19 protein-coding genes are annotated in these 16,190 nt (G+C 75.8%); 7 read left to right on the forward strand and 12 right to left on the reverse strand.

Annotated features, from left to right (window positions below; translation table 11 throughout):
• The first annotated feature begins 249 nt into the window (after positions 1-249).
• On the forward strand, positions 250-1,182 hold the full coding sequence (locus tag ACFYUY_RS14940) for a hypothetical protein (RefSeq protein WP_360212630.1): 933 nt from the start codon (positions 250-252) through the stop codon (positions 1,180-1,182).
• A 45-nt stretch (positions 1,183-1,227) separates the two neighbouring features.
• On the opposite strand, the gene ACFYUY_RS14945 is transcribed toward ACFYUY_RS14940, so the two are convergent.
• Positions 1,228-1,878, reverse strand: a complete 651-nt coding sequence (locus tag ACFYUY_RS14945) for a TetR/AcrR family transcriptional regulator (RefSeq protein ID WP_387900791.1) — start codon at positions 1,876-1,878, stop codon at positions 1,228-1,230.
• A gap of 110 nt (positions 1,879-1,988) precedes the next feature.
• Between ACFYUY_RS14945 and ACFYUY_RS14950 the strand changes: the two genes are divergently transcribed.
• Complete coding sequence (locus tag ACFYUY_RS14950; RefSeq protein WP_387900793.1) at positions 1,989-2,681, forward strand: hypothetical protein; 693 nt, start codon at positions 1,989-1,991, stop codon at positions 2,679-2,681.
• Positions 2,682-2,738: 57 nt separating this feature from the next.
• Here ACFYUY_RS14950 and ACFYUY_RS14955 read toward each other — a convergent pair whose 3' ends face one another.
• Positions 2,739-3,944, reverse strand: coding sequence for a PD-(D/E)XK nuclease family protein (locus ACFYUY_RS14955; protein WP_387900794.1), 1,206 nt, complete (start codon positions 3,942-3,944; stop codon positions 2,739-2,741).
• Positions 3,945-4,155: 211 nt separating this feature from the next.
• On the opposite strand from ACFYUY_RS14955, the gene ACFYUY_RS14960 reads away from it, so the two are divergent.
• Positions 4,156-4,683 (forward strand): hypothetical protein, encoded by a 528-nt coding sequence (locus ACFYUY_RS14960; protein WP_387900796.1) that lies wholly within the window; start codon positions 4,156-4,158, stop codon positions 4,681-4,683.
• Between the two features lie 18 nt (positions 4,684-4,701).
• On the opposite strand, the gene ACFYUY_RS14965 is transcribed toward ACFYUY_RS14960, so the two are convergent.
• The gene (locus tag ACFYUY_RS14965) at positions 4,702-5,568 is read right to left on the reverse strand and encodes an alpha/beta fold hydrolase (RefSeq protein ID WP_387900797.1); all 867 of its coding nucleotides are present in this window, start codon (positions 5,566-5,568) and stop codon (positions 4,702-4,704) included.
• Between the two features lie 62 nt (positions 5,569-5,630).
• Here ACFYUY_RS14965 and ACFYUY_RS14970 point away from each other — a divergent pair, with 62 nt between their 5' ends.
• Complete coding sequence (locus tag ACFYUY_RS14970; RefSeq protein WP_387900799.1) at positions 5,631-6,245, forward strand: TetR/AcrR family transcriptional regulator; 615 nt, start codon at positions 5,631-5,633, stop codon at positions 6,243-6,245.
• 105 nt (positions 6,246-6,350) lie between these two features.
• On the opposite strand, the gene ACFYUY_RS14975 is transcribed toward ACFYUY_RS14970, so the two are convergent.
• Positions 6,351-7,061, reverse strand: a complete 711-nt coding sequence (locus ACFYUY_RS14975) for a VC0807 family protein (RefSeq protein ID WP_360212616.1) — start codon at positions 7,059-7,061, stop codon at positions 6,351-6,353.
• Positions 7,062-7,266: 205 nt separating this feature from the next.
• On the reverse strand, positions 7,267-7,629 hold the full coding sequence (locus ACFYUY_RS14980) for a nuclear transport factor 2 family protein (RefSeq protein WP_360212614.1): 363 nt from the start codon (positions 7,627-7,629) through the stop codon (positions 7,267-7,269).
• A 70-nt stretch (positions 7,630-7,699) separates the two neighbouring features.
• Here ACFYUY_RS14980 and ACFYUY_RS14985 point away from each other — a divergent pair, with 70 nt between their 5' ends.
• The gene (locus ACFYUY_RS14985) at positions 7,700-8,596 is read left to right on the forward strand and encodes a LysR family transcriptional regulator (protein WP_387900800.1); all 897 of its coding nucleotides are present in this window, start codon (positions 7,700-7,702) and stop codon (positions 8,594-8,596) included.
• A 62-nt stretch (positions 8,597-8,658) separates the two neighbouring features.
• On the opposite strand, the gene ACFYUY_RS14990 is transcribed toward ACFYUY_RS14985, so the two are convergent.
• The 4 genes from ACFYUY_RS14990 to ACFYUY_RS15005 all read right to left on the reverse strand — a co-directional run bounded on the left by ACFYUY_RS14990 (position 8,659) and on the right by ACFYUY_RS15005 (position 12,730).
• Positions 8,659-9,651, reverse strand: coding sequence for an ABC transporter substrate-binding protein (locus ACFYUY_RS14990; protein ID WP_387900802.1), 993 nt, complete (start codon positions 9,649-9,651; stop codon positions 8,659-8,661).
• A 180-nt stretch (positions 9,652-9,831) separates the two neighbouring features.
• Positions 9,832-10,638 carry an ABC transporter ATP-binding protein gene (locus ACFYUY_RS14995; protein ID WP_387900804.1) on the reverse strand — a complete coding sequence of 269 codons (807 nt, stop codon included), beginning with the start codon at positions 10,636-10,638 and terminating at the stop codon, positions 9,832-9,834.
• Positions 10,638-11,684 carry a FecCD family ABC transporter permease gene (locus ACFYUY_RS15000; protein WP_387900806.1) on the reverse strand — a complete coding sequence of 349 codons (1,047 nt, stop codon included), beginning with the start codon at positions 11,682-11,684 and terminating at the stop codon, positions 10,638-10,640. Before ACFYUY_RS15000 ends, ACFYUY_RS14995 begins: the two co-directional genes overlap by 1 nt.
• Complete coding sequence (locus tag ACFYUY_RS15005; RefSeq protein WP_387900807.1) at positions 11,681-12,730, reverse strand: FecCD family ABC transporter permease; 1,050 nt, start codon at positions 12,728-12,730, stop codon at positions 11,681-11,683. The genes ACFYUY_RS15000 and ACFYUY_RS15005 overlap by 4 nt, the downstream gene beginning before the upstream one ends.
• A gap of 99 nt (positions 12,731-12,829) precedes the next feature.
• Between ACFYUY_RS15005 and ACFYUY_RS15010 the strand changes: the two genes are divergently transcribed.
• Positions 12,830-13,462, forward strand: coding sequence for an HAD family hydrolase (locus ACFYUY_RS15010; protein ID WP_387900809.1), 633 nt, complete (start codon positions 12,830-12,832; stop codon positions 13,460-13,462).
• Here the strand turns inward: ACFYUY_RS15010 and ACFYUY_RS15015 are convergent.
• Complete coding sequence (locus ACFYUY_RS15015) at positions 13,459-13,695, reverse strand: hypothetical protein (RefSeq protein ID WP_360212600.1); 237 nt, start codon at positions 13,693-13,695, stop codon at positions 13,459-13,461. The two genes, ACFYUY_RS15010 and ACFYUY_RS15015, sit on opposite strands and share 4 nt — an antisense overlap.
• Before the next feature lie 483 nt (positions 13,696-14,178).
• Between ACFYUY_RS15015 and ACFYUY_RS15020 the strand changes: the two genes are divergently transcribed.
• Positions 14,179-14,562 (forward strand): cold-shock protein, encoded by a 384-nt coding sequence (locus tag ACFYUY_RS15020; RefSeq protein WP_360212598.1) that lies wholly within the window; start codon positions 14,179-14,181, stop codon positions 14,560-14,562.
• A 31-nt stretch (positions 14,563-14,593) separates the two neighbouring features.
• Here ACFYUY_RS15020 and ACFYUY_RS15025 read toward each other — a convergent pair whose 3' ends face one another.
• Positions 14,594-15,445: a 1,4-dihydroxy-6-naphthoate synthase gene (locus ACFYUY_RS15025; protein ID WP_360212596.1), complete on the reverse strand. Its 852-nt coding sequence runs from the start codon at positions 15,443-15,445 to the stop codon at positions 14,594-14,596.
• Entirely contained in the window at positions 15,438-16,187 is a 750-nt protein-coding gene (locus ACFYUY_RS15030; protein WP_360212594.1) for a futalosine hydrolase, read from the reverse strand. Before ACFYUY_RS15030 ends, ACFYUY_RS15025 begins: the two co-directional genes overlap by 8 nt.
• Between the last annotated feature and the right edge of the window lie 3 nt (positions 16,188-16,190).

Below are 16,190 nucleotides of genomic sequence, written 5' to 3' on the forward strand. Positions count from 1 at the left end.
CCGTCCGGCGGCCGCGGAGCCGGGGTTGTTCGGTGGGTCAGGCCGGGGGCTGCCGGGCATCCGTCCGGGCGTTGCGGGCCGCCGGTCCGGTCGGGGGGTCGGCCGGGTGCTCCGGTCCGGGGTTCCGCGCGGGGGCTCGGGGCGGGGTTCCGGTCGCGGGGACTCGCGTGGTCGGGGGCGGGGTGGGTAGCGTCACGGCCGAGGGTGGTCCGGTGGGCCGGGGTTCGGGCGCGAGGCGGGGTGTCGGTGATGACGGACGGCGAGTGGTGGCGCAAGAGCGGGCCGTGGAGCGACCGTTCGGGGGGCGGGGCCGGGAGCGGCCCGGCCGTGCCCGGGCCGGCTGACGGCGCCGGTGCCGCCGGGGGAGCCGCCGCGGCGTCCGACGGGGACGGCGTCTACGACGTGCCGGCCACCGGGGGCGCGGGCGGCGCGACCCCGTCGGTGCCGCTGGACCCGCCGCGGACGGCCGCGAGCTCCCCGGTGTCGATGGACAAGCCCCGCTTCGAGGCGGCGGCCGAGCAGGACCCGGACGCCCTCCCGCCACCGCAGGTGTACAGCTCGGGGGCCAACGGCTGGGACCTGGTGCTGCTCAACTTCTCGGACGCGCCGCCGGCTCCGCCGAAGGCCGTCCCCGAGCAGCGGGCCGGCGCCGAGCCCGCGGCGGGGGCCGGGGCGGCCGCCGGGACGGCCGACGCGGCCGCGGGGAAGGGGCGGAAGCAGCGGAAGGCCCGGGCGAAGGCGGCCGCCGCGGAGCAGGCCAAGGCCAAGCCGGCCGCGGGCCCGGCACCCGCCGACCAGCCGGGTGCGGGCGCCGCGGCGGGGGTGCGCCGGCCGTCGCTGCTGATCCTGCTCTCCTGCGGGATGCTGGTCGGCGGTGCGGTGTCGAGCTTCTTCCCGGCCATGCTGGTGGGGTGGGCGCTGGGTTACCTGTCCAGGCAACTCTCGGATCTGATGCGCAAGTTCGCCATCCTCGGGGTGCCGCTGATCACCATGAGCGCGGCCACCCTGCACGCCATGCAGGCCAAGCAGGGCGCCCAGGGCGGTGCCGGTGTGCAGGCGGGCTCCCAGCTGACCCAGATCAGCTGGTCGGCGGCGCCGGGAGTGCTGCGGCTGGCGGCGGTGCTGTCGGCGGTGGTCCTGCTGCTGCTCAGCCTGCGGCGCCGGCCGCCGCAGCAGGGCTGACGGGCAGCCGTCCGCAGGCTGGCTCGTCAGCCGGGGGCCCGGCGGTCACCCGTCGGCCGCGCCGTCCTTCGGCACGAGGGCGGCGAAGCCGGTGCAGAGCTGGCGGATGCTCCGGGTGAACTTCTCGTCCTGGGTCAGCCGGGGCATCGCCCCGCCCATGATCAGCGGGAACCGCGCGCACAGGTCGGCGTAGCGCTCGGCGGTGACGGCGGGCGGCGAGGCCGGCTGGTTCTGCTCCTGGAGGACGAAGCCGGTCGCGTGGCTGAGCAGGGTGTCGGCGGCGATGCCGCAGTGGGCTTCGGGCAGGCCGGCGTCGAGGAGGGTGCGCAGCAGGCGCTCCATCAGGGACAGGCCGCCGGTGCTGAGGACGCCGGGGCTCTCGGCGAGCAGCAGCGCGCCGCCCGGGTGCCGGCGGATGGCGTGGCGCAGGGTGGTGGCCTGGGCCTCGATCCGGTCCTGCCAGGTGGCGGTGGGCGGGAGGGAGGTCAGGGCCTCGGTGCCGGCGTCGTAGGCCTGTCGGCAGACCCGGTCGGCCATCAGCGCGAGCAGTTCGTCCTTGCCGCGCACGTGGTAGTAGAGGCTTCCGGCGTGGGCGTCGAGGCGGTCGGCGACCTGACGCATGGACAGGTTGTGGTATCCGACCTCGGCGAAGACGGCCATGCCCGCGGCGACGATGCGCTCTTTGGTGAGCTTCATGGGGACCACCGTACAGCCTTTTCCAACACCGTTCGAAAACTGTGCTAGCTTTGCGCCAGCAGGTTTCGAACGGTGTTGGAAAACGCCGCAACCGGGGGGAGGGCCAGGACATGGAGGCGATCGTCTTCAACGTGACCACGGCCGCACTGATGGTCATGATGGTCAACTGCGGGCTCGGCGTCGTCGGCCGCGACGCCCTGCGCGGGCGGCCCGTCCCCTGGGCGGCCGTCGCGCTGACGGCGATCGCCGTCGGCGGCGTCCTGCTCCAGCTGCTCTGGTCCGGTGCCATGGACGCGCTCGACGCGGACCCCGCCAAGTCCGGCTGGTGGCGCGAGTTCACCTCGGTGTTCATGCAGAACGGCGGCCTCGGCGGCGGCCTCTGGAACCTCGCCACCCTCGCCGCCGTCGCCGCGCTCGCCCAGTGGTACTGGGGCGGCCCGCTCACCCTCGCCTTCTTCCTCGCCGGCATCCTGCTGCCCGGCCGGATCGACGACCTGCTCGGCTTCGGCGACGGCCCCAGCACCGACCCGCGCAACTTCGCCGGCAGCTCCGGTGCCACCTACTTCCTCGGCGCCACCCTCGCCCTCGCGCTGCTCACCCGCACGGGCCTCGCCAAGGAGCGCGCCCTGGCGGTCGGCGTCCCGGTGCTCGGCCTGGCCATGTGGCTCGCCCAGGACAACGGCCACGGCCTGGTGGCGGTCTACGGCTTCGCGCTCGCCGCGGCGGTCCACGCCGCCCGCGGCCTGGTCACCCGCCCGAAGGCGGACCGGACGGCCGACCTGGCCGAGCACGACGCGGCCTGACGGAGCGCGCTGCGCCCGAGCGCGACGCGGCCCGACCGACCACGACCCGACCGGGCGCTACGCCGGCCCCGCCGCCCGCAGCGCCCGGTCCACCAGCGCGTGGTGGCGCTCCCACCAGTCCGCGATGCGGACGGCCGCCCGCATCGCGTAGGCCTCGACCAGGTCCTCGTCGTCCGCCGGCAGCGCGAGGTCGAGGTACTCCCAGCGCGGCCACCAGTCCCAGGGCGCCTCCCCCACGAGGGGCTCGCAGGCGTCGTCCAGGTGGTCGTAGACGGCCGGATCCGTCGCCCGGATCCCCAGGAACGGGCGCAACTGCCCCCGCTTCTCGAAGGGGTCGGGCTTGGCCCGGGAGCCGAGGCCGATGCCCGCGCGCGGCCTCCCGTCGGCGGTGCACCAGGTGGGTCTGGTCAGCAGGACGGCGCGTTCGGGGTAGGTCTCGGGCTCGCCGCCGGTCCTGGTGCGGCCCTCGGCCCGGTAGTCGAACGGGGCGACGACCCGCACCGGCCCGGCCAGGCCGAGCCCGCCGAGCGCGGTGCCGACGGCGGCGGGCAGTCGGGTGAGCACGTCGCGGGCCGCCGCCCGGGCGTCGAGCAGGTGCTCGCCGTGACCGAGCCAGAGCCGGGCTGCCGCCTGGTTCGCCGGAGCCATGCCGGTCATCCTCTCCAAGGTCTCCAGGAGGTCCGCGGCGGTCGCCCGGCCGCGGTGGGCGTGCGCGGGGCGCGGGGTGTCGGCGAGGGCGCGGCGGAGCACCCGCGCGAAGGTGCGCAGCGACACCGCGGTGAAGCGGCCGTCGGCGGGAGCGTCGCCGTCGAGCGTGAGGAACAGCAGGACGAGCGGCTGCGGTTGGGCGTGGTCGTCGGCGAGGCGTTCGGTCTGCCGGGGGCCCTCGGCGGCGTCCACCTTCAGCTCGATCACCAGCTTGAACGCGGGCGCGGTGACGACGATGTCCGCGCGCGACCGCGCCCGCACCACCTCCAGCTCGACCCGGGCCCGGTGGAGCCCGTCGGCGGCGGCGAGGTCCGCGCGTCCCGCGGTGGCGAGCAGCCCGGCGAGGACGGCGGTGCCGAGGCCGTGCGGGCGGCGGGGGTCGAGCAGCCAGCCGATCAGCAGCTGGTGCGAGCGTTCCCTGCGGTCGGTCCCCAGGACGTCCAGCACGGTGGTGGGGCCGGGCATCCAGAGCCCGGCGGTGTTCAGGCGGGTGATCTCCGCCTCGGCGGCCGACCACCGGTCGGCGTCCGCCGGCGTTCCGTTCGGTGCGGCCACCGTCCCCTCCCCGGTCGTGTTCCCGACCGATCCTCGCAGCCCGGGCGTGCGCCGGGCGGCCCGTCGGCGCTGCCGATGCGCAGTCGTGACGCGGGGCCGGCCGGGGTGTCGGCGGGCCGGTGTGTACTGGCTCCGCACCGGTGTCGGCACCCGCCCGTGCCGACGGTGGCCCGCACCGGTCCGAACCGCTCCCGTGCCGTGGAGGTGGCCGATGGCCCGACTGTCCGTCCGTTCCGGCCTGTACCCCGACGCACCGCTGGTGCCGGTGGCCGTGCTGCTCGTCGACCCGGAGGGCGGCCCCGGCGAGCGCGCCCTGAACCGGCTGGGGTCGTACTGCCACGAGGGCGACGGGGTGTTCCACCTGGTGCAGACCGACGGCTGGGCCGAGCACGCGTGGGCGGGGGGCCGGTTGGCCGTGGACGTCGCGGTGTACCCGTTCGCGCTGGAGCAGGTGGGTGTCGATCCGGCCGGTTTCCCCGTCCGGTCGGCCGTCGACCCGCGGGCCGTCGTGGTGCTGCGCGTCGAGGCGGCCGTCGGGCCGGAGCTCGCCGCCCGGCTCTGGGAGGGCACGCTGGTGGTCAGGGCCGCGGCCGGCACCCCGGTCGAGGAGGCGCTCGCCGCCGGGGACGACCGGCCGATCGTCCTCGCGCCGCCGCCGGAGGACGACGCGGAGGACGATGACGAGGGCCCCGACGAGGAACCCGACGAGCGAGGCGGTGACGGTCCGGGGGAGGGCTGAGGCGGGGACGGCGCGGGGTCAGGCGGCCTGCCCGGCGGCCGAGGTGAGGATCCGGGAGACGACGAGCCCGGGCGCGTCGGTGGGGAGGGCGTGGCCGGCGCCGGGGACGATCTCGACCCGCGCGTGCGGGGCGAGCCGGGCGGCCGCCCGGTGGGCGTCGTGCAGGGCGCTGCGTTCGCCGAGCAGGACGAGGGTCGGGAGGCCGGCGAGCCGGGCGAGCTCCCGGTCGTCGAGGGTGGTGGCCGGGGGGAGTGCGCGGCGGAAGCCGAGGGAGGCGCGGACGAGGGTCATCAGCTCGGTCTCCAGGATGGTGCTGTTGTCGACGAGGCGGGCCAGTCGGGGGCGCAGGGGCCGCGGGGCGGTGGCGGCGAGGCCGCCGGCGATCAGCCAGGTGTAGAAGCGTCGGCCGGGGTCGGCGAGGCCGGCCGGGTCGACGAGGGTGAGGCCGGCGGTGCGGCCGGGGTGGTGGAGCCGGTGCTGGAGCGCCAGCCAGCCGCCGTAGGAGCAGCCGACCAGGTGGGGGTCGGACAGCCCCAGGGCGGTGAGGAGTTCGTCGAGCCAGGCGGCTCCGTCGCGGCCGTCGCGGACGGGGGCGGTCTGGATGCTGGCGCCGGGTTCGCCGACGGTGTCGACGGCGATGACGGGGTGGTGCTCGGCGAGCGGCGCGACGTAGCGGTGCCACATCAGGGCGTTGCCGCCGGAGCCGGGGAGCAGCACGAGCGGCCGTCCGCGGTCGGGGCCGGTGCGGTAGACGCGGGTGGTGCCGAAGGCGGTCGGCAGGTCGAGGGTCGTGCGGTGGCCCGGCCAGAGCTGGGTCAGGGCGCGTTCGTAGGCGGCGCGGAAGCGGTCTTCGGTCTTGGTGTTCCGGAACTCGCTGATTCGCATGGTACAGATGTATCACAGGCATGATACGGATGTACCAGGAGTCGGTGAGCGGAGGCCGCACCATGACCACGAAGCCCGACCACGAGGAGCGCCGGCGGCAGATCGCCGAGGCGCTGCTGCGGATCGCGGCCACCGACGGCCTGAAGTCGGCCAGCATGCGGGCCGTCGCGACGGAGGCCGGCGTCTCGCTGCGCCTCGTGCAGTACTACTTCACGACGAAGGAGGGGCTGCTGCTCGACGCCTTCGCCCGGCTCGGCACCCAGCTCCAGGCCCGCATGCAGCGGTGGATCGGCGACGCGCGCGCCCCGCGGGAGGTGGTGACGGCGATCCTGTCGAGCATCCTGCCGACGGACGAGGAGAGCCGCCGGATCACCCGGACCTACACCGCCTACTACGCGCTGGTGCTCGACGACCCCGAGGTGATGGGCCGTACCGGGGCCGGTCAGCCCGACCTGCTGGAGGGCTTCCTCGCCCGGCAGCTCCGGGCGGCGCAGGAGAGCGGCGGGATCGACCGGGAGCGGGACGCCGCGATGACGGCCGCCGGACTGCTGGCGATGGTCAACGGCCTGGGGTCGAGCGTGCTCGGCGGTCAGCGCGACGGCCGCGCCGCGCTGGCCGTCCTCACCCACCACCTGGACGAGCTCTTCCGCCCGTCCGCGCCCGGCGGCCGGCTCTAGCCCGGCCGTCCGGCTCCGGGCCGGACGCCCGCGCCCGGACCGTCCGATGCGCGCAGCGCCCCGCCCGGCGCGGGCCGGGGAGGCGCTGCGGGTCGTCCGTCGTGATCAGGCCGCGGCGGGGGCTGCGGCCGCCCGGGCCTGGGCCTCGGCCTCGGCCTGGGCCCGGCCGCGGGCGCCGGCCCGCTTGGCGTAGGCGATCGTGAAGTAGACCAGACCGCCGAGCACCGCGTACGGGAGGATGCTGTTGACGGTCACCACGGTGCCGTGCGACATCGTGTAGACGAGCGCGATCCGCAGGACCGCCTCCAGGACGAAGGCGGTGCCCCACACGATGGTCAGGTTGCGCTGGACGCGGCGGAAGCCCGGGTACTGCCACATGCCGTTCCACCAGGAGACCATCTCCGGGGTGCCGTCGGTGGCGAACTTGCGGCCGAAGTAGAACATGATCGGCCGGGGCGCGGCGAGCGAGGCGAGGTAGAACACCCCGAGCAGGCCCGAGACGAACGAGTCCTTGGCCAGCAGCATCTTCGGGTCCTGCGGCCCGATCAGCGCGACGACGAGCGAGAGCCCGACGAAGACCAGCGAGACCACGGCGAACTCGTCGATCCGGCGGTGCCAGGCGAGGTAGATGACGGTGTCCAGCACCGGTCCGAGGCCCGAGAGCAGGATGGCGGCGGACTCGCTGTAGCCGTGGTCGTGCAGCTGGTTGTAGATGAGGATCGGCGCCGCGACGTTGAAGGTGAGACTGACCAGCCAACCGAGCGCGGCGGCCTTGCCCTTGCGCGCGGGAGCGGCCGGGGCGATGGAAGTTGACACTCTGTTGATTCCCCCGAGGTGGTGCGGATGGAGCGCGCCCATTGTGGCGGACCGGCCGGTCGGTCGCCTAGCTGGGGCGCGCCTCGTGGATCACTGCCGGGGTCGCGATCCCGGGCCCGCACCGCGGAGGCCGGTGCCCGCCCCCGTGGGGCACCGGCCTCCGCAGCCTCCTCCGCCCGCCGCTCCGCCCGCCGCCGCGGCCCGGTCAGCGGTCGAAGCCCGCCAGCAGTCCGCGCGGGTCGAAGGTGACGCGGATCCGGGCGATCCGCCCGTTCTCCACGTGCGTCCAGTTCGCCGTCGTCGTCGGGTCCGCGACGGAGGTGTGCAGGTCGAACCAGGTGATCACGTCGTCGCCTTCCGCCACCCGGCCGTGCACCTCGATCCGCTCCAGCACCTGTCCGAGCCGCCGCAGCCCGTTCAGCGCCTCCTCCGCCCCGGAGGCGGTGCCCAGTGTCCCCACGAAGTCGACGTCCTCCGCCAGCAGCCCGCGCAGCGTCTCGAAGTCGCCCGCCTCCCAGGCCGCGAAGTAGGTCTCGGAAATCTCGCGTGCAGTCCTCGTCGTCGTCATGGATCCATCCTCTGCCCGCCCGATCGATCCGTCCAACAGATGGATCAGATGCCGACTATCGTTCCTGATTATGGAGATGCATCAGCTGCGCTACTTCGCCGCCGTCGTCGACGAGGGATCGTTCACGGCCGCCGCGATGCGTCTGCACGTCAGCCAGTCCGGGGTCAGCACCCAGGTCGCCAAGCTCGAACGCGAGCTGGGCCAGCAGCTCGTCGACCGCTCCGGGCGGGGTCGCGTCCGTCTCACCCCGGCCGGGGAGGCGGTCCTCCCGCTGGCCAAGGACGCGCTCGCCACCCTGGACGCCATCCGGCACACCGCCGCCGAGTTCGCCGACGCCGTCCGCGGCCGGGTCCGGCTCGGGATGATCATGGGCTGCTCGATCCCGCCGTTCCTCGACGTCGTCGCCGACCTCGGCCGCACCCATCCCGGCATCGAACTGAGCCTGCACGAGGGCCACTCGGAGCGCCTCCAGGCGCAGGTGCTGGCCGGCGCCCTCGACCTGGCCCTGATCGGCTTCGCCGGCGACCCCGCCCCCGGCCTGGACGTCACCGTCGTCCTCGACGAGCCGGTCGCCGCCGTCGTCCCGGTCGGCCACCGCCTGGACCGGGACGGGCTGACGCTCGCCGACCTGCGCGACGAGAAGATCCTCTGCCTCTCCCCGGGCACCGGCATCCGTGCCGCCTACGAGCACTCCTGCGGACTGCTCGGCCTGGAGCCGCGGGTGGACATCGACGCCAGTTCCCCGGCCACCCTGCTCCTGCTCGCCCGGCGCGGCGCGGGCGTCGCCGTCCTGAGCCCGTCCTCCATGGACGGCGAGGGCCTGCGGGCCGTCCCCGTCGTCGACGCGGCGACGCGCTCCCGCCTCGGCCTGGCCGCCCGCCCCGACCAGCACTCGCCGGCCGTCCGGCTGCTGTACGCGAGGCTGCGCGCGGCGCTGGCCGGCCCCGCCGGGGAACCGCCGCGCTGAACGGCCGCACTCGACCGCGGCGCTGGACCGCCGCGCGTCGCCGCCCCGCGCCAGGGCGCGGCTCAGGCCCCCAGGAAGCGCTGCAGCTCGTCCAGCACGAAGTTGGCGCCGGTGTAGCCGATGCCCTGGAACCACAGCTGGTCGTCCACCGGGAAGGCCCGGTGCGCCCGCACCGCCCCGAGCGCCTGCCAGCCGGGGCTGGCCAGCGCCGCGGCGGTGCCCGCCCGCTCCGGGTCGCCGTACGTGGCGTAGAGCAGCAGGTCGCCGTCCGCCCGCCCGATCTGGTCCAGCGGGACCTCGACGTCGGACTGGTCGACGTTCTGGGCGTCCGGTCGCGCCACCTGGGCGTCGGCCAGCACCGTCCCGGGGAAGCTCTGCCGCCCGAACATCCGGATCCCGCCGCCCTCGACGAACCGCACCAGGCTCACCCGGCGGCCCGACAGCTTCGCCTCCGACAGCGACTGCGCCACCTGCCCGGCGTGCTTCTGGTAGGCGCCGGCGAAGGCCGCCGCCGCGTCCTCCCGGCTCAGCGCCTGGGCGTGCAGCTGGACGTTCGCCTTCCACGGCGCGCCGCTGGTCTGGGTGAGGACGGTCGGTGCGATCTCCCGCAGCCGGTCGTACCGGTCGCCGTCACGGGTCTGGTTGGACAGCAGGAGGTCCGGCCGCAGCGCCCGGACCGCGGTCAGGTCCGGTGCGCCGGCCGGGCCGATCAGGCGGATCCCGGCGACCCGGGAGTCCGGCCAGTACTCCGGGAACCGGGTGTCGGCGGCGGGGAGCGCGGCGCCGACCGGGGTGATGCCGAGGGTCAGGGCCGAGTCCAGTGCGTCCGTGTCCAGGACGACCACCCGCAGCGGAGCGCCCGGCACCACCACCGGGCCGGTGGCGGTGTTCACCGTGACGGGTGGCGGCGGGGTCGGGGAGGCGGAGGGGTCGGTGCCGACGCTGTCGGTGGTGGGCGGGGCCGGCCGGCCCGTCGTGCAGGCCGTCAGGCCGGTCGCGCCGACGGCGGCCCCGCCGAGGCCGGTGAGGAACGAACGGCGGGTGATCCGGTGCATCGGCGGTCCTCGGACGGTCGGACTTCGGGGGCGCGTCGATTATGTCCGGGTTGGTGGCTGGATTTCCGTTAAGTACCCGCGCCGTGCCGATGGCGTGCCCGCCGTCCCCCCGCCGTGTCCCCCGCCGTCCCCCCGCCACGAACGGGCCGCCCGACCGCCCCCGGGCCCTGCGCCGGTCGGTCAGGCGTCCACCGTCGCCGCCCAGGGGGCGCCCGGGACGACCAGCGGCGTGCCCGTCACCGGATCCGGCACCACCACCGAGTCCAGCCCGAAGACCTCCCGCACCAGCCCGGCCGTCACCACCTCCCCGGGCGGGCCCTGCGCCACCACCCGGCCGTCCCGCATCGCCACCAGGTGGTCCGCGTACCGCGCGGCCTGGTTGAGGTCGTGCAGCACCGCCACCACCGTCCGGCCGCGTTCGACGTTCAGCCGGCGGACCAGGTCCAGCACCTCCACCTGGTGCGCGATGTCCAGGTAGGTGGTCGGCTCGTCGAGGAGCAGGATGTCGGTGCCCTGGGCCAGTGCCATCGCGATCCAGGCGCGCTGGCGCTGGCCGCCGGAGAGCTCGTCCATGCTGCGCGCGGCCAGGTCCGCCGTCGACGTCCGCTCCAGCGCCTCCGCGACGGCCGCCTCGTCCTCGGCCGACCACTGCCGCCACCAGCTCTGGTGCGGTTGCCGGCCGCGGGCGACCAGGTCCGCCACCGAGATGCCCTCCGGGGCGGTCGGCGACTGCGGCAGCAGGCCGAGCCGCTGGGCGATCCGCTTGGTCGGGATCCGCGCCAGCTCCTCGCCGTCCAGCAGCACCGTGCCCCGGACCGGCTTGAGCAGCCGGCCCAGCGCGCGCAGCAGGGTCGACTTGCCGCAGGCGTTCGGGCCGACGATCACGGTCACCCGGCCGTCCGGGATCCGCACGTCCAGGCCGTCGACGACCGTGCGCGCCTCGTAGGCCAGGGTGAGGCCCCGGGCCTCCAGGCGGTGTGCGGTCATCAGGAACCTCCACGACGGGATCGGATCAGCAGCCACATCAGGTAGGGCGCGCCGACCAGCCCGGTCACCACGCCCACCGGCAGTTCGGTGGGTGCCAGCAGCCGCCGGGCGATCAGGTCGGCCAGCACCACCACCAGCGCGCCGGTCAGCGCCGAGCAGAACAGCGGGACCTGCGCGGACCGGGCCAGCCGCAGCGCGATCTGCGGGGCCATCAGGGCCACGAAGTCGACCGGGCCGGCGGCGCCCGCCGCGCAGGAGGCCAGCACGACGCCCAGCAGTGCCGTGCCGAGCCGGATCCGGTCCAGCCGCAGGCCCAGGCCGACGGCCGTCGCGTCGTCGAAGGAGATCGAGCGCTGGGCGCGCGCCGCCCACAGGGCGACCGGGACGGCCGCCAGCAGCACCCGCGCCAGCCAGCCGGCCTGGTCGTAGCCGGCGCCGTTCAGACTGCCCGTCATCCAGACCTTCGCGGCCTGTGCCTGGAAGGCGTCTCCCTTGGTCAGGAAGACCGAGGTGAGCGAGGAGAGCGCCACGCTGATCCCGATGCCGATCAGGACGAGCCGCTGCGCGTGCAGGCCGCGCCGCCAGGCCAGCGCGTAGACCAGGGAGCCGGCCGCCAGGCCGCCGGCCACCGCCGCGTACGGCGCCTGCCCGGTCGAGCCGACCACGCCGTAGGCCGTCAGGCCGACCACGGTGGCGGTCGCGCCCCAGGTCACGCCCACCACGTCGGGGCTGGCCAGCGGGTTCCGGGCGACGGTCTGGATCAGCGCCCCGGCCAGCCCGAACGCCGTGCCGACCAGCAGCCCGACCACCACCCGCGGCAGCCGGAACTCGCCCACCACCAGCTCGTGCGGACTCGGCCGGCCCAGCACCACCTTCACCACCTCGACCGGCGACACGGCGGACTCGCCGAGGCAGAGCGAGGCCACCGCGGCCGCCGCCAGGGCGACCAGCAGGCCCAGCGCCACCGCCGCCGAGCGGCGGTGCAGCAGGACGGAGGCCCGTCCGGCCCGCAGCGCGGTGTACCCCGGCAGGGAGACGGAGCTCATGCGGCGACCACCTTCCGCCGCCGGACCAGGGCCACCAGGACGGGTACGCCGACCAGCGCCGTCATCACGCCGGCCGGGACCTCGGACGGCGGGAAGAGCACCCGCCCGAGCGTGTCCGCGAGCAGCAGCAGGGCCGGGCCGAGCACGGCCGAGAAGGCGAGGACCCAGCGGTGGTCCGCCCCGGCGACGGCCCGGGCCGCGTGCGGGACGGCGAGGCCGACGAAGGCGATCGGCCCGGCCGCGGCGACGGCCGAGCCGGTCAGCACCGTCGCCCCGAGCGCGCCGACCGCCCGGACCAGGCCGGTCCTGGCGCCCAGCCCCTTGGCGGTGTCCTCGCCGAGCGCCAGCGCGTCCAGACCGCGCGCGACCGCGACCACCAGCACCGTGCCGACCGCCAGGAACGGCAGCAGCTGCCAGGCGACGTCCGAGGTCCGCCCGGAGAGCGAGCCGACGTGCCAGAAGCGGAACCGGTCCATGGTGGCGGCGTCGGTGGTCAGCACCAGGGTGTTGAGCGAGGCGATGAAGGCGGACGCCGCCGAGCCGGCCAGCGCCAGTTTGACCGGGGTGGCCCCGCCCCGGCCGCGCCCGGCCAGGCCGTACACCAGCACGGTGGCGACGACGGCCCCGGCGAAGCCGAACCACACGTACCCGGTCAGGGTGGAGACGCCGAACCCGGAGATGGCGACGACCACGCCGGCGGCCGCGCCCTGGGAGACCCCGAGGATGCCGGGGTCGGCGATCGGGTTGCGGGTGAGGCCCTGCATGACGGCGCCGGCGAGGCCGAGCGCGGCGCCGACGGCCAGTCCGACGACGGTGCGCGGCAGCCGCAGTTCGCGCACGACGACGGCGTCTGCCGTGCCGCCGCCGTGCAGCAGGGCGTCGACGGTGTCACCGAGCGGGACGGTGCGGCTGCCGACCGCCAGGCTCAGCAGCACCGCGACGGCCAGCACCGCCAGTGCGGCGGCGAGCCACGGTATTCGCCGGTGCGGCGTCCGTCCTGCGCCGGGCGGCGCGGTGGTGTCGGTGGTGTCGGTGGTGTCGGTCATGAGGCCTCTCCGCAGACAACTCAGGCAAACCTAAGTTCCGTCGCGAAGCCGGGGCAAATCCCCTCGTCGGGGGCGCCGGCGGTTGGATAGCCTGGCGGCATGCCCGAGACCTCCGCCGCCCCGCTCACCGTCGGTTTCGACCTCGACATGACGCTGCTGGACACCCGGCCGGGTATCCACGCGACCTATCTGGCGCTCTCGGCCGAGACCGGCACCCCCATCGACGCCGACCTCGTGGTCACCCGGCTCGGCCCGCCGCTGCTGGACGAGATCCGCAACTGGTTCCCGGAGGAGGAGGTGGAGCGCGCCGCCGCCCGCTACCGCGAGCTCTACCGCGACCACGCCTTCGCCCCGACCGTCGCCCTGCCCGGCGCGCACGCCGCCGTCGAGGCGGTCCGCAGCCACGGCGGCCGGGTCGCGGTGATCACCGGCAAGTACGAGCCGAACGCCCGGCTCCACCTGGAGCACGCCGGCCTGCACGCGGACGCGCTGGTCGGCGACCTGTGGGCGGAGACCAAGGGCGACGCGCTGCGCGAGCACGGTGCGAGCGTCTACGTCGGAGACCACCTCGGCGACATCCGGGGCGCCCGGCACGCGGACGCCGTCGCGGTCGGCGTGGCCACCGGCCCCTACGGCGCGGACGAGCTGCGCGCGGCGGGCGCGGACGTGGTCCTGGCGGACCTCACCGGGTTCCCGGCCTGGCTCGCCGCCCACCTCGCGGGAACGCGCTAGGCGGCGGACTCCGCCCGCCGGCGCTGGGCCCGCGCGTTGCGCAGCAGACCGACCAGCGCGGACAGGAACCCGGCCGGCATCAGCATGCTCAGCCAGTACGCGGCCGTCGGCAGCGGCGTCAGGTGCAGGAACAGCGGGACGAAGGTGACCAGGGTGGCGAGCGCGCCCAGGCCGAACACCACGGTGCCGGCCTTGACGTACACGTCGCCGGGGTCGGCGCTCTGGCTGCTCACGTCTGCTCGCTCCTCGGGGCTGGCGGGCACGGTGCCCGGCGGGGCGTCCAGTCTGGCAGAGCGGCGGCCGGGCCCGCCCACCGGAGCGGTCCGGTCACGTTGCGCAGTTTCTCGGAAGCTGAACGTTTTGATCCCTGCTGAGCGGGGGTATGCAGGGGGTGCCGAGGGGTGCGACAGGTGCGCCCCGTGTCCTCAGACCCGGGGGTGTGAGCCGATGGACCGCGCCGAGTCGCGCCGCGGCCGTGCCAGGGCCGGGTCGCCCGCGACAGCGAGATCGCCGCGTCCGCACCGCCCGCTCCGGGCCCCGGTCGCGGATCTTCCGCGGAACGCGGATGAGGCAGTGACGGACCGTTAGTCTGCTCCTGACAGCGTGCCGACCGTGAGCGCCCGCGGGCGCCGAGCCGAGGTCGTCCGCCTTTCCCACCACCCAGTGATCCCCGGCCAGGGCCGGGATCCCTCACACCCATTCGAGGACTGTTCGAGATGCCCACCGGCCAGGTCAAGTGGTTCAACGAGACGAAGGGCTTCGGCTTCCTGTCGCGCGACGACGGCGGCGACGTCTTCGTCCACACCAAGGCGCTGCCCGCCGGTGTCACCGTGCTCAAGCCCGGCCAGCGGGTCGAGTTCGGTGTGGTCGCCGGCCACCGCGGCGACCAGGCGATGGCCGTGCAGCTGCTGGAGGCGCTGCCGTCGGTGGCCGCCGCCCAGCGCAAGAGCGCCGACGACATGGCGCCGATCGTCCAGGACCTGATCACCACGCTGGACGCGGTGCTGCCGGGCCTGCAGCACGGCCGCTACCCGGCCAAGCCGACGGGCCAGAAGCTGGCCGGCCTGCTGCGCGCGGTGGCCGACCAGTTCGACGTCTGAGGCCCGCGGGCCCCGGCCGTGGCGGCCGGGTTCAGAACGCCAGCGCACCCGGGTCGAGCGGGGGCACCAGCCCCTCCGCGGCGGCCCGGGTGAGCAGCGCGCGCACGGCCGCGTACCCCTCCTCGCCGAGGTCCGCGGTGAACTCGTTCACGTAGAGGCCGATGTGCTGGTCCGCGACGGCCGGGTCCATCTCCTGGGCGTGCGCCAGCACGTACCCGCGGCTGGCCGCCGGGTCGTCCCAGGCCTGCCGGACGGAGGCGCGGATCGTCCCGGCCAGCTCGCGCAGCCGTTCGGCGCCCAGCGAGCGCCGCGCGACGATCGCGCCGAGCGGGATCGGCAGCCCGGTCTCCCGCTCCCAGGCCTCGCCCATGTCGGCCAGGCTGTGCAGCCCGTACTGCCGGTAGGTGAAGCGGGCCTCGTGGATCACCAGGCCGGCGTCCACCCGGCCGTCCCGGACGGCGGGCATGATCTCGTGGAACGGCAGGACGACGATCTCGCCGAACCCGCCGGGCACCGCCCCGGCCGCCCAGAGCCGGAACAGCAGGTAGGCGGTGGACCGCTCGGACGGCACCGCCACGGTCCTCCCGGTGAGGTCCGCTGGCGCGGCGGTCCCGGGCCGGGTGAGCACCAGCGGGCCGCAGCCGCGCCCCAGCGCGCCGCCGCAGGGCAGCAGGGCGTACTCGTCGAGGACCCAGGGCAGCGCGCCGTAGCTGATCTTCAGCACGTCCAGTTCGCCGCGTTCGGCCAGGCCGTTGGTGACGTCGATGTCCGCGAAGGTCACCTCGGGGGCGTCCGCGCCGGCCACCAGGCCGTGCGCCCACGCATGGAAGACGAAGGTGTCGTTCGGGCAGGGCGAGTACGCGATGCTCAGCCGTTCAGCCACGGCCGGCCTCCTCGATCAGTTCGGTGACGGGCAGCGCGGCGAAGGCCGCCTCCAGGGCGCCCAGGGCCTGGCCGATCCGCCAGGCGGCCCGGTCGCGCGGGCCCACCGGGTTGGAGACGGTCCGCAGCTCCAGCACCGGCACGCCGTGCCGGGCGGCGGCCTCGGCCACGCCGAAGCCCTCCATCGCCTCGGCGAGGGCGCCCGGGTGGCGGGCGGCCAGTTCGGCGGCCCGCCGCGCGCTGCCGGTGACGGTGGAGACGGTCAGCACCGGGCCGGTGAGGGCGCCGAGCGCCCCGGCGGCGCGGGCGACGGCCGCCGCGGGAGGGGTGTGCCGGACGGTGCCGAAGCCGAGCTCGGTGACGTCGGCGAAGCCGTCCCCGGTCTCGGCTCCGAGGTCGGCGGCGACGATCGCCGAAGCCAGCACGGTGGCGCCGACCGGGGCGTGCGGGGCGAAGCCGCCGGCGATGCCGGCGGAGACGACCAGGGCGAAGTCGTGCGCCCCCAGCGCGGCGGCGGTGGCGGCCGCGGAGGCCGCCGGGCCGACCCCGCCGGCCAGCACGTCGACCGGGGCGTCCTGGGCGCGGTGCAGGCCCCCGCCGGGCAGCGGCAGCGCGGCGGCCGTGCCGCCCAGCCCGCGCAGGACGGCCTCGGCCTCGGCGGGCACCGCGACGACGACGAGCAGCCGGGCCCGCCCGGGGCCCGACTGCTCGTTCCGCCCGTCGGCGGGCGCGTGCGCGGTCATCGC

The organism is Kitasatospora sp. NPDC004745, from assembly GCF_042873275.1.
Taxonomy (GTDB): Bacteria; Actinomycetota; Actinomycetes; order Streptomycetales; family Streptomycetaceae; genus Kitasatospora.

What these genes read in the sequence shown, in the direction of transcription:
- ACFYUY_RS14945 (WP_387900791.1), bottom strand. Translation starts at nt 1,878, where the DNA reads ATGAAGCTCACCAAAGAGCGCATCGTCGCCGCGGGCATGGCCGTCTTC.
- ACFYUY_RS15020 (WP_360212598.1), top strand. Translation starts at nt 14,179, where the DNA reads ATGCCCACCGGCCAGGTCAAGTGGTTCAACGAGACGAAGGGCTTCGGC.
- ACFYUY_RS14970 (WP_387900799.1), top strand. Translation starts at nt 5,631, where the DNA reads ATGACCACGAAGCCCGACCACGAGGAGCGCCGGCGGCAGATCGCCGAG.
- ACFYUY_RS15010 (WP_387900809.1), top strand. Translation starts at nt 12,830, where the DNA reads ATGCCCGAGACCTCCGCCGCCCCGCTCACCGTCGGTTTCGACCTCGAC.
- ACFYUY_RS14960 (WP_387900796.1), top strand. Translation starts at nt 4,156, where the DNA reads ATGGCCCGACTGTCCGTCCGTTCCGGCCTGTACCCCGACGCACCGCTG.
- ACFYUY_RS14980 (WP_360212614.1), bottom strand. Translation starts at nt 7,629, where the DNA reads ATGACGACGACGAGGACTGCACGCGAGATTTCCGAGACCTACTTCGCG.
- ACFYUY_RS14940 (WP_360212630.1), top strand. Translation starts at nt 250, where the DNA reads ATGACGGACGGCGAGTGGTGGCGCAAGAGCGGGCCGTGGAGCGACCGT.
- ACFYUY_RS14985 (WP_387900800.1), top strand. Translation starts at nt 7,700, where the DNA reads ATGGAGATGCATCAGCTGCGCTACTTCGCCGCCGTCGTCGACGAGGGA.
- ACFYUY_RS15030 (WP_360212594.1), bottom strand. Translation starts at nt 16,187, where the DNA reads ATGACCGCGCACGCGCCCGCCGACGGGCGGAACGAGCAGTCGGGCCCC.
- ACFYUY_RS14965 (WP_387900797.1), bottom strand. Translation starts at nt 5,568, where the DNA reads ATGCGAATCAGCGAGTTCCGGAACACCAAGACCGAAGACCGCTTCCGC.
- ACFYUY_RS15005 (WP_387900807.1), bottom strand. Translation starts at nt 12,730, where the DNA reads ATGACCGACACCACCGACACCACCGACACCACCGCGCCGCCCGGCGCA.
- ACFYUY_RS14995 (WP_387900804.1), bottom strand. Translation starts at nt 10,638, where the DNA reads ATGACCGCACACCGCCTGGAGGCCCGGGGCCTCACCCTGGCCTACGAG.
- ACFYUY_RS15000 (WP_387900806.1), bottom strand. Translation starts at nt 11,684, where the DNA reads ATGAGCTCCGTCTCCCTGCCGGGGTACACCGCGCTGCGGGCCGGACGG.
- ACFYUY_RS14950 (WP_387900793.1), top strand. Translation starts at nt 1,989, where the DNA reads ATGGAGGCGATCGTCTTCAACGTGACCACGGCCGCACTGATGGTCATG.
- ACFYUY_RS14990 (WP_387900802.1), bottom strand. Translation starts at nt 9,651, where the DNA reads ATGCACCGGATCACCCGCCGTTCGTTCCTCACCGGCCTCGGCGGGGCC.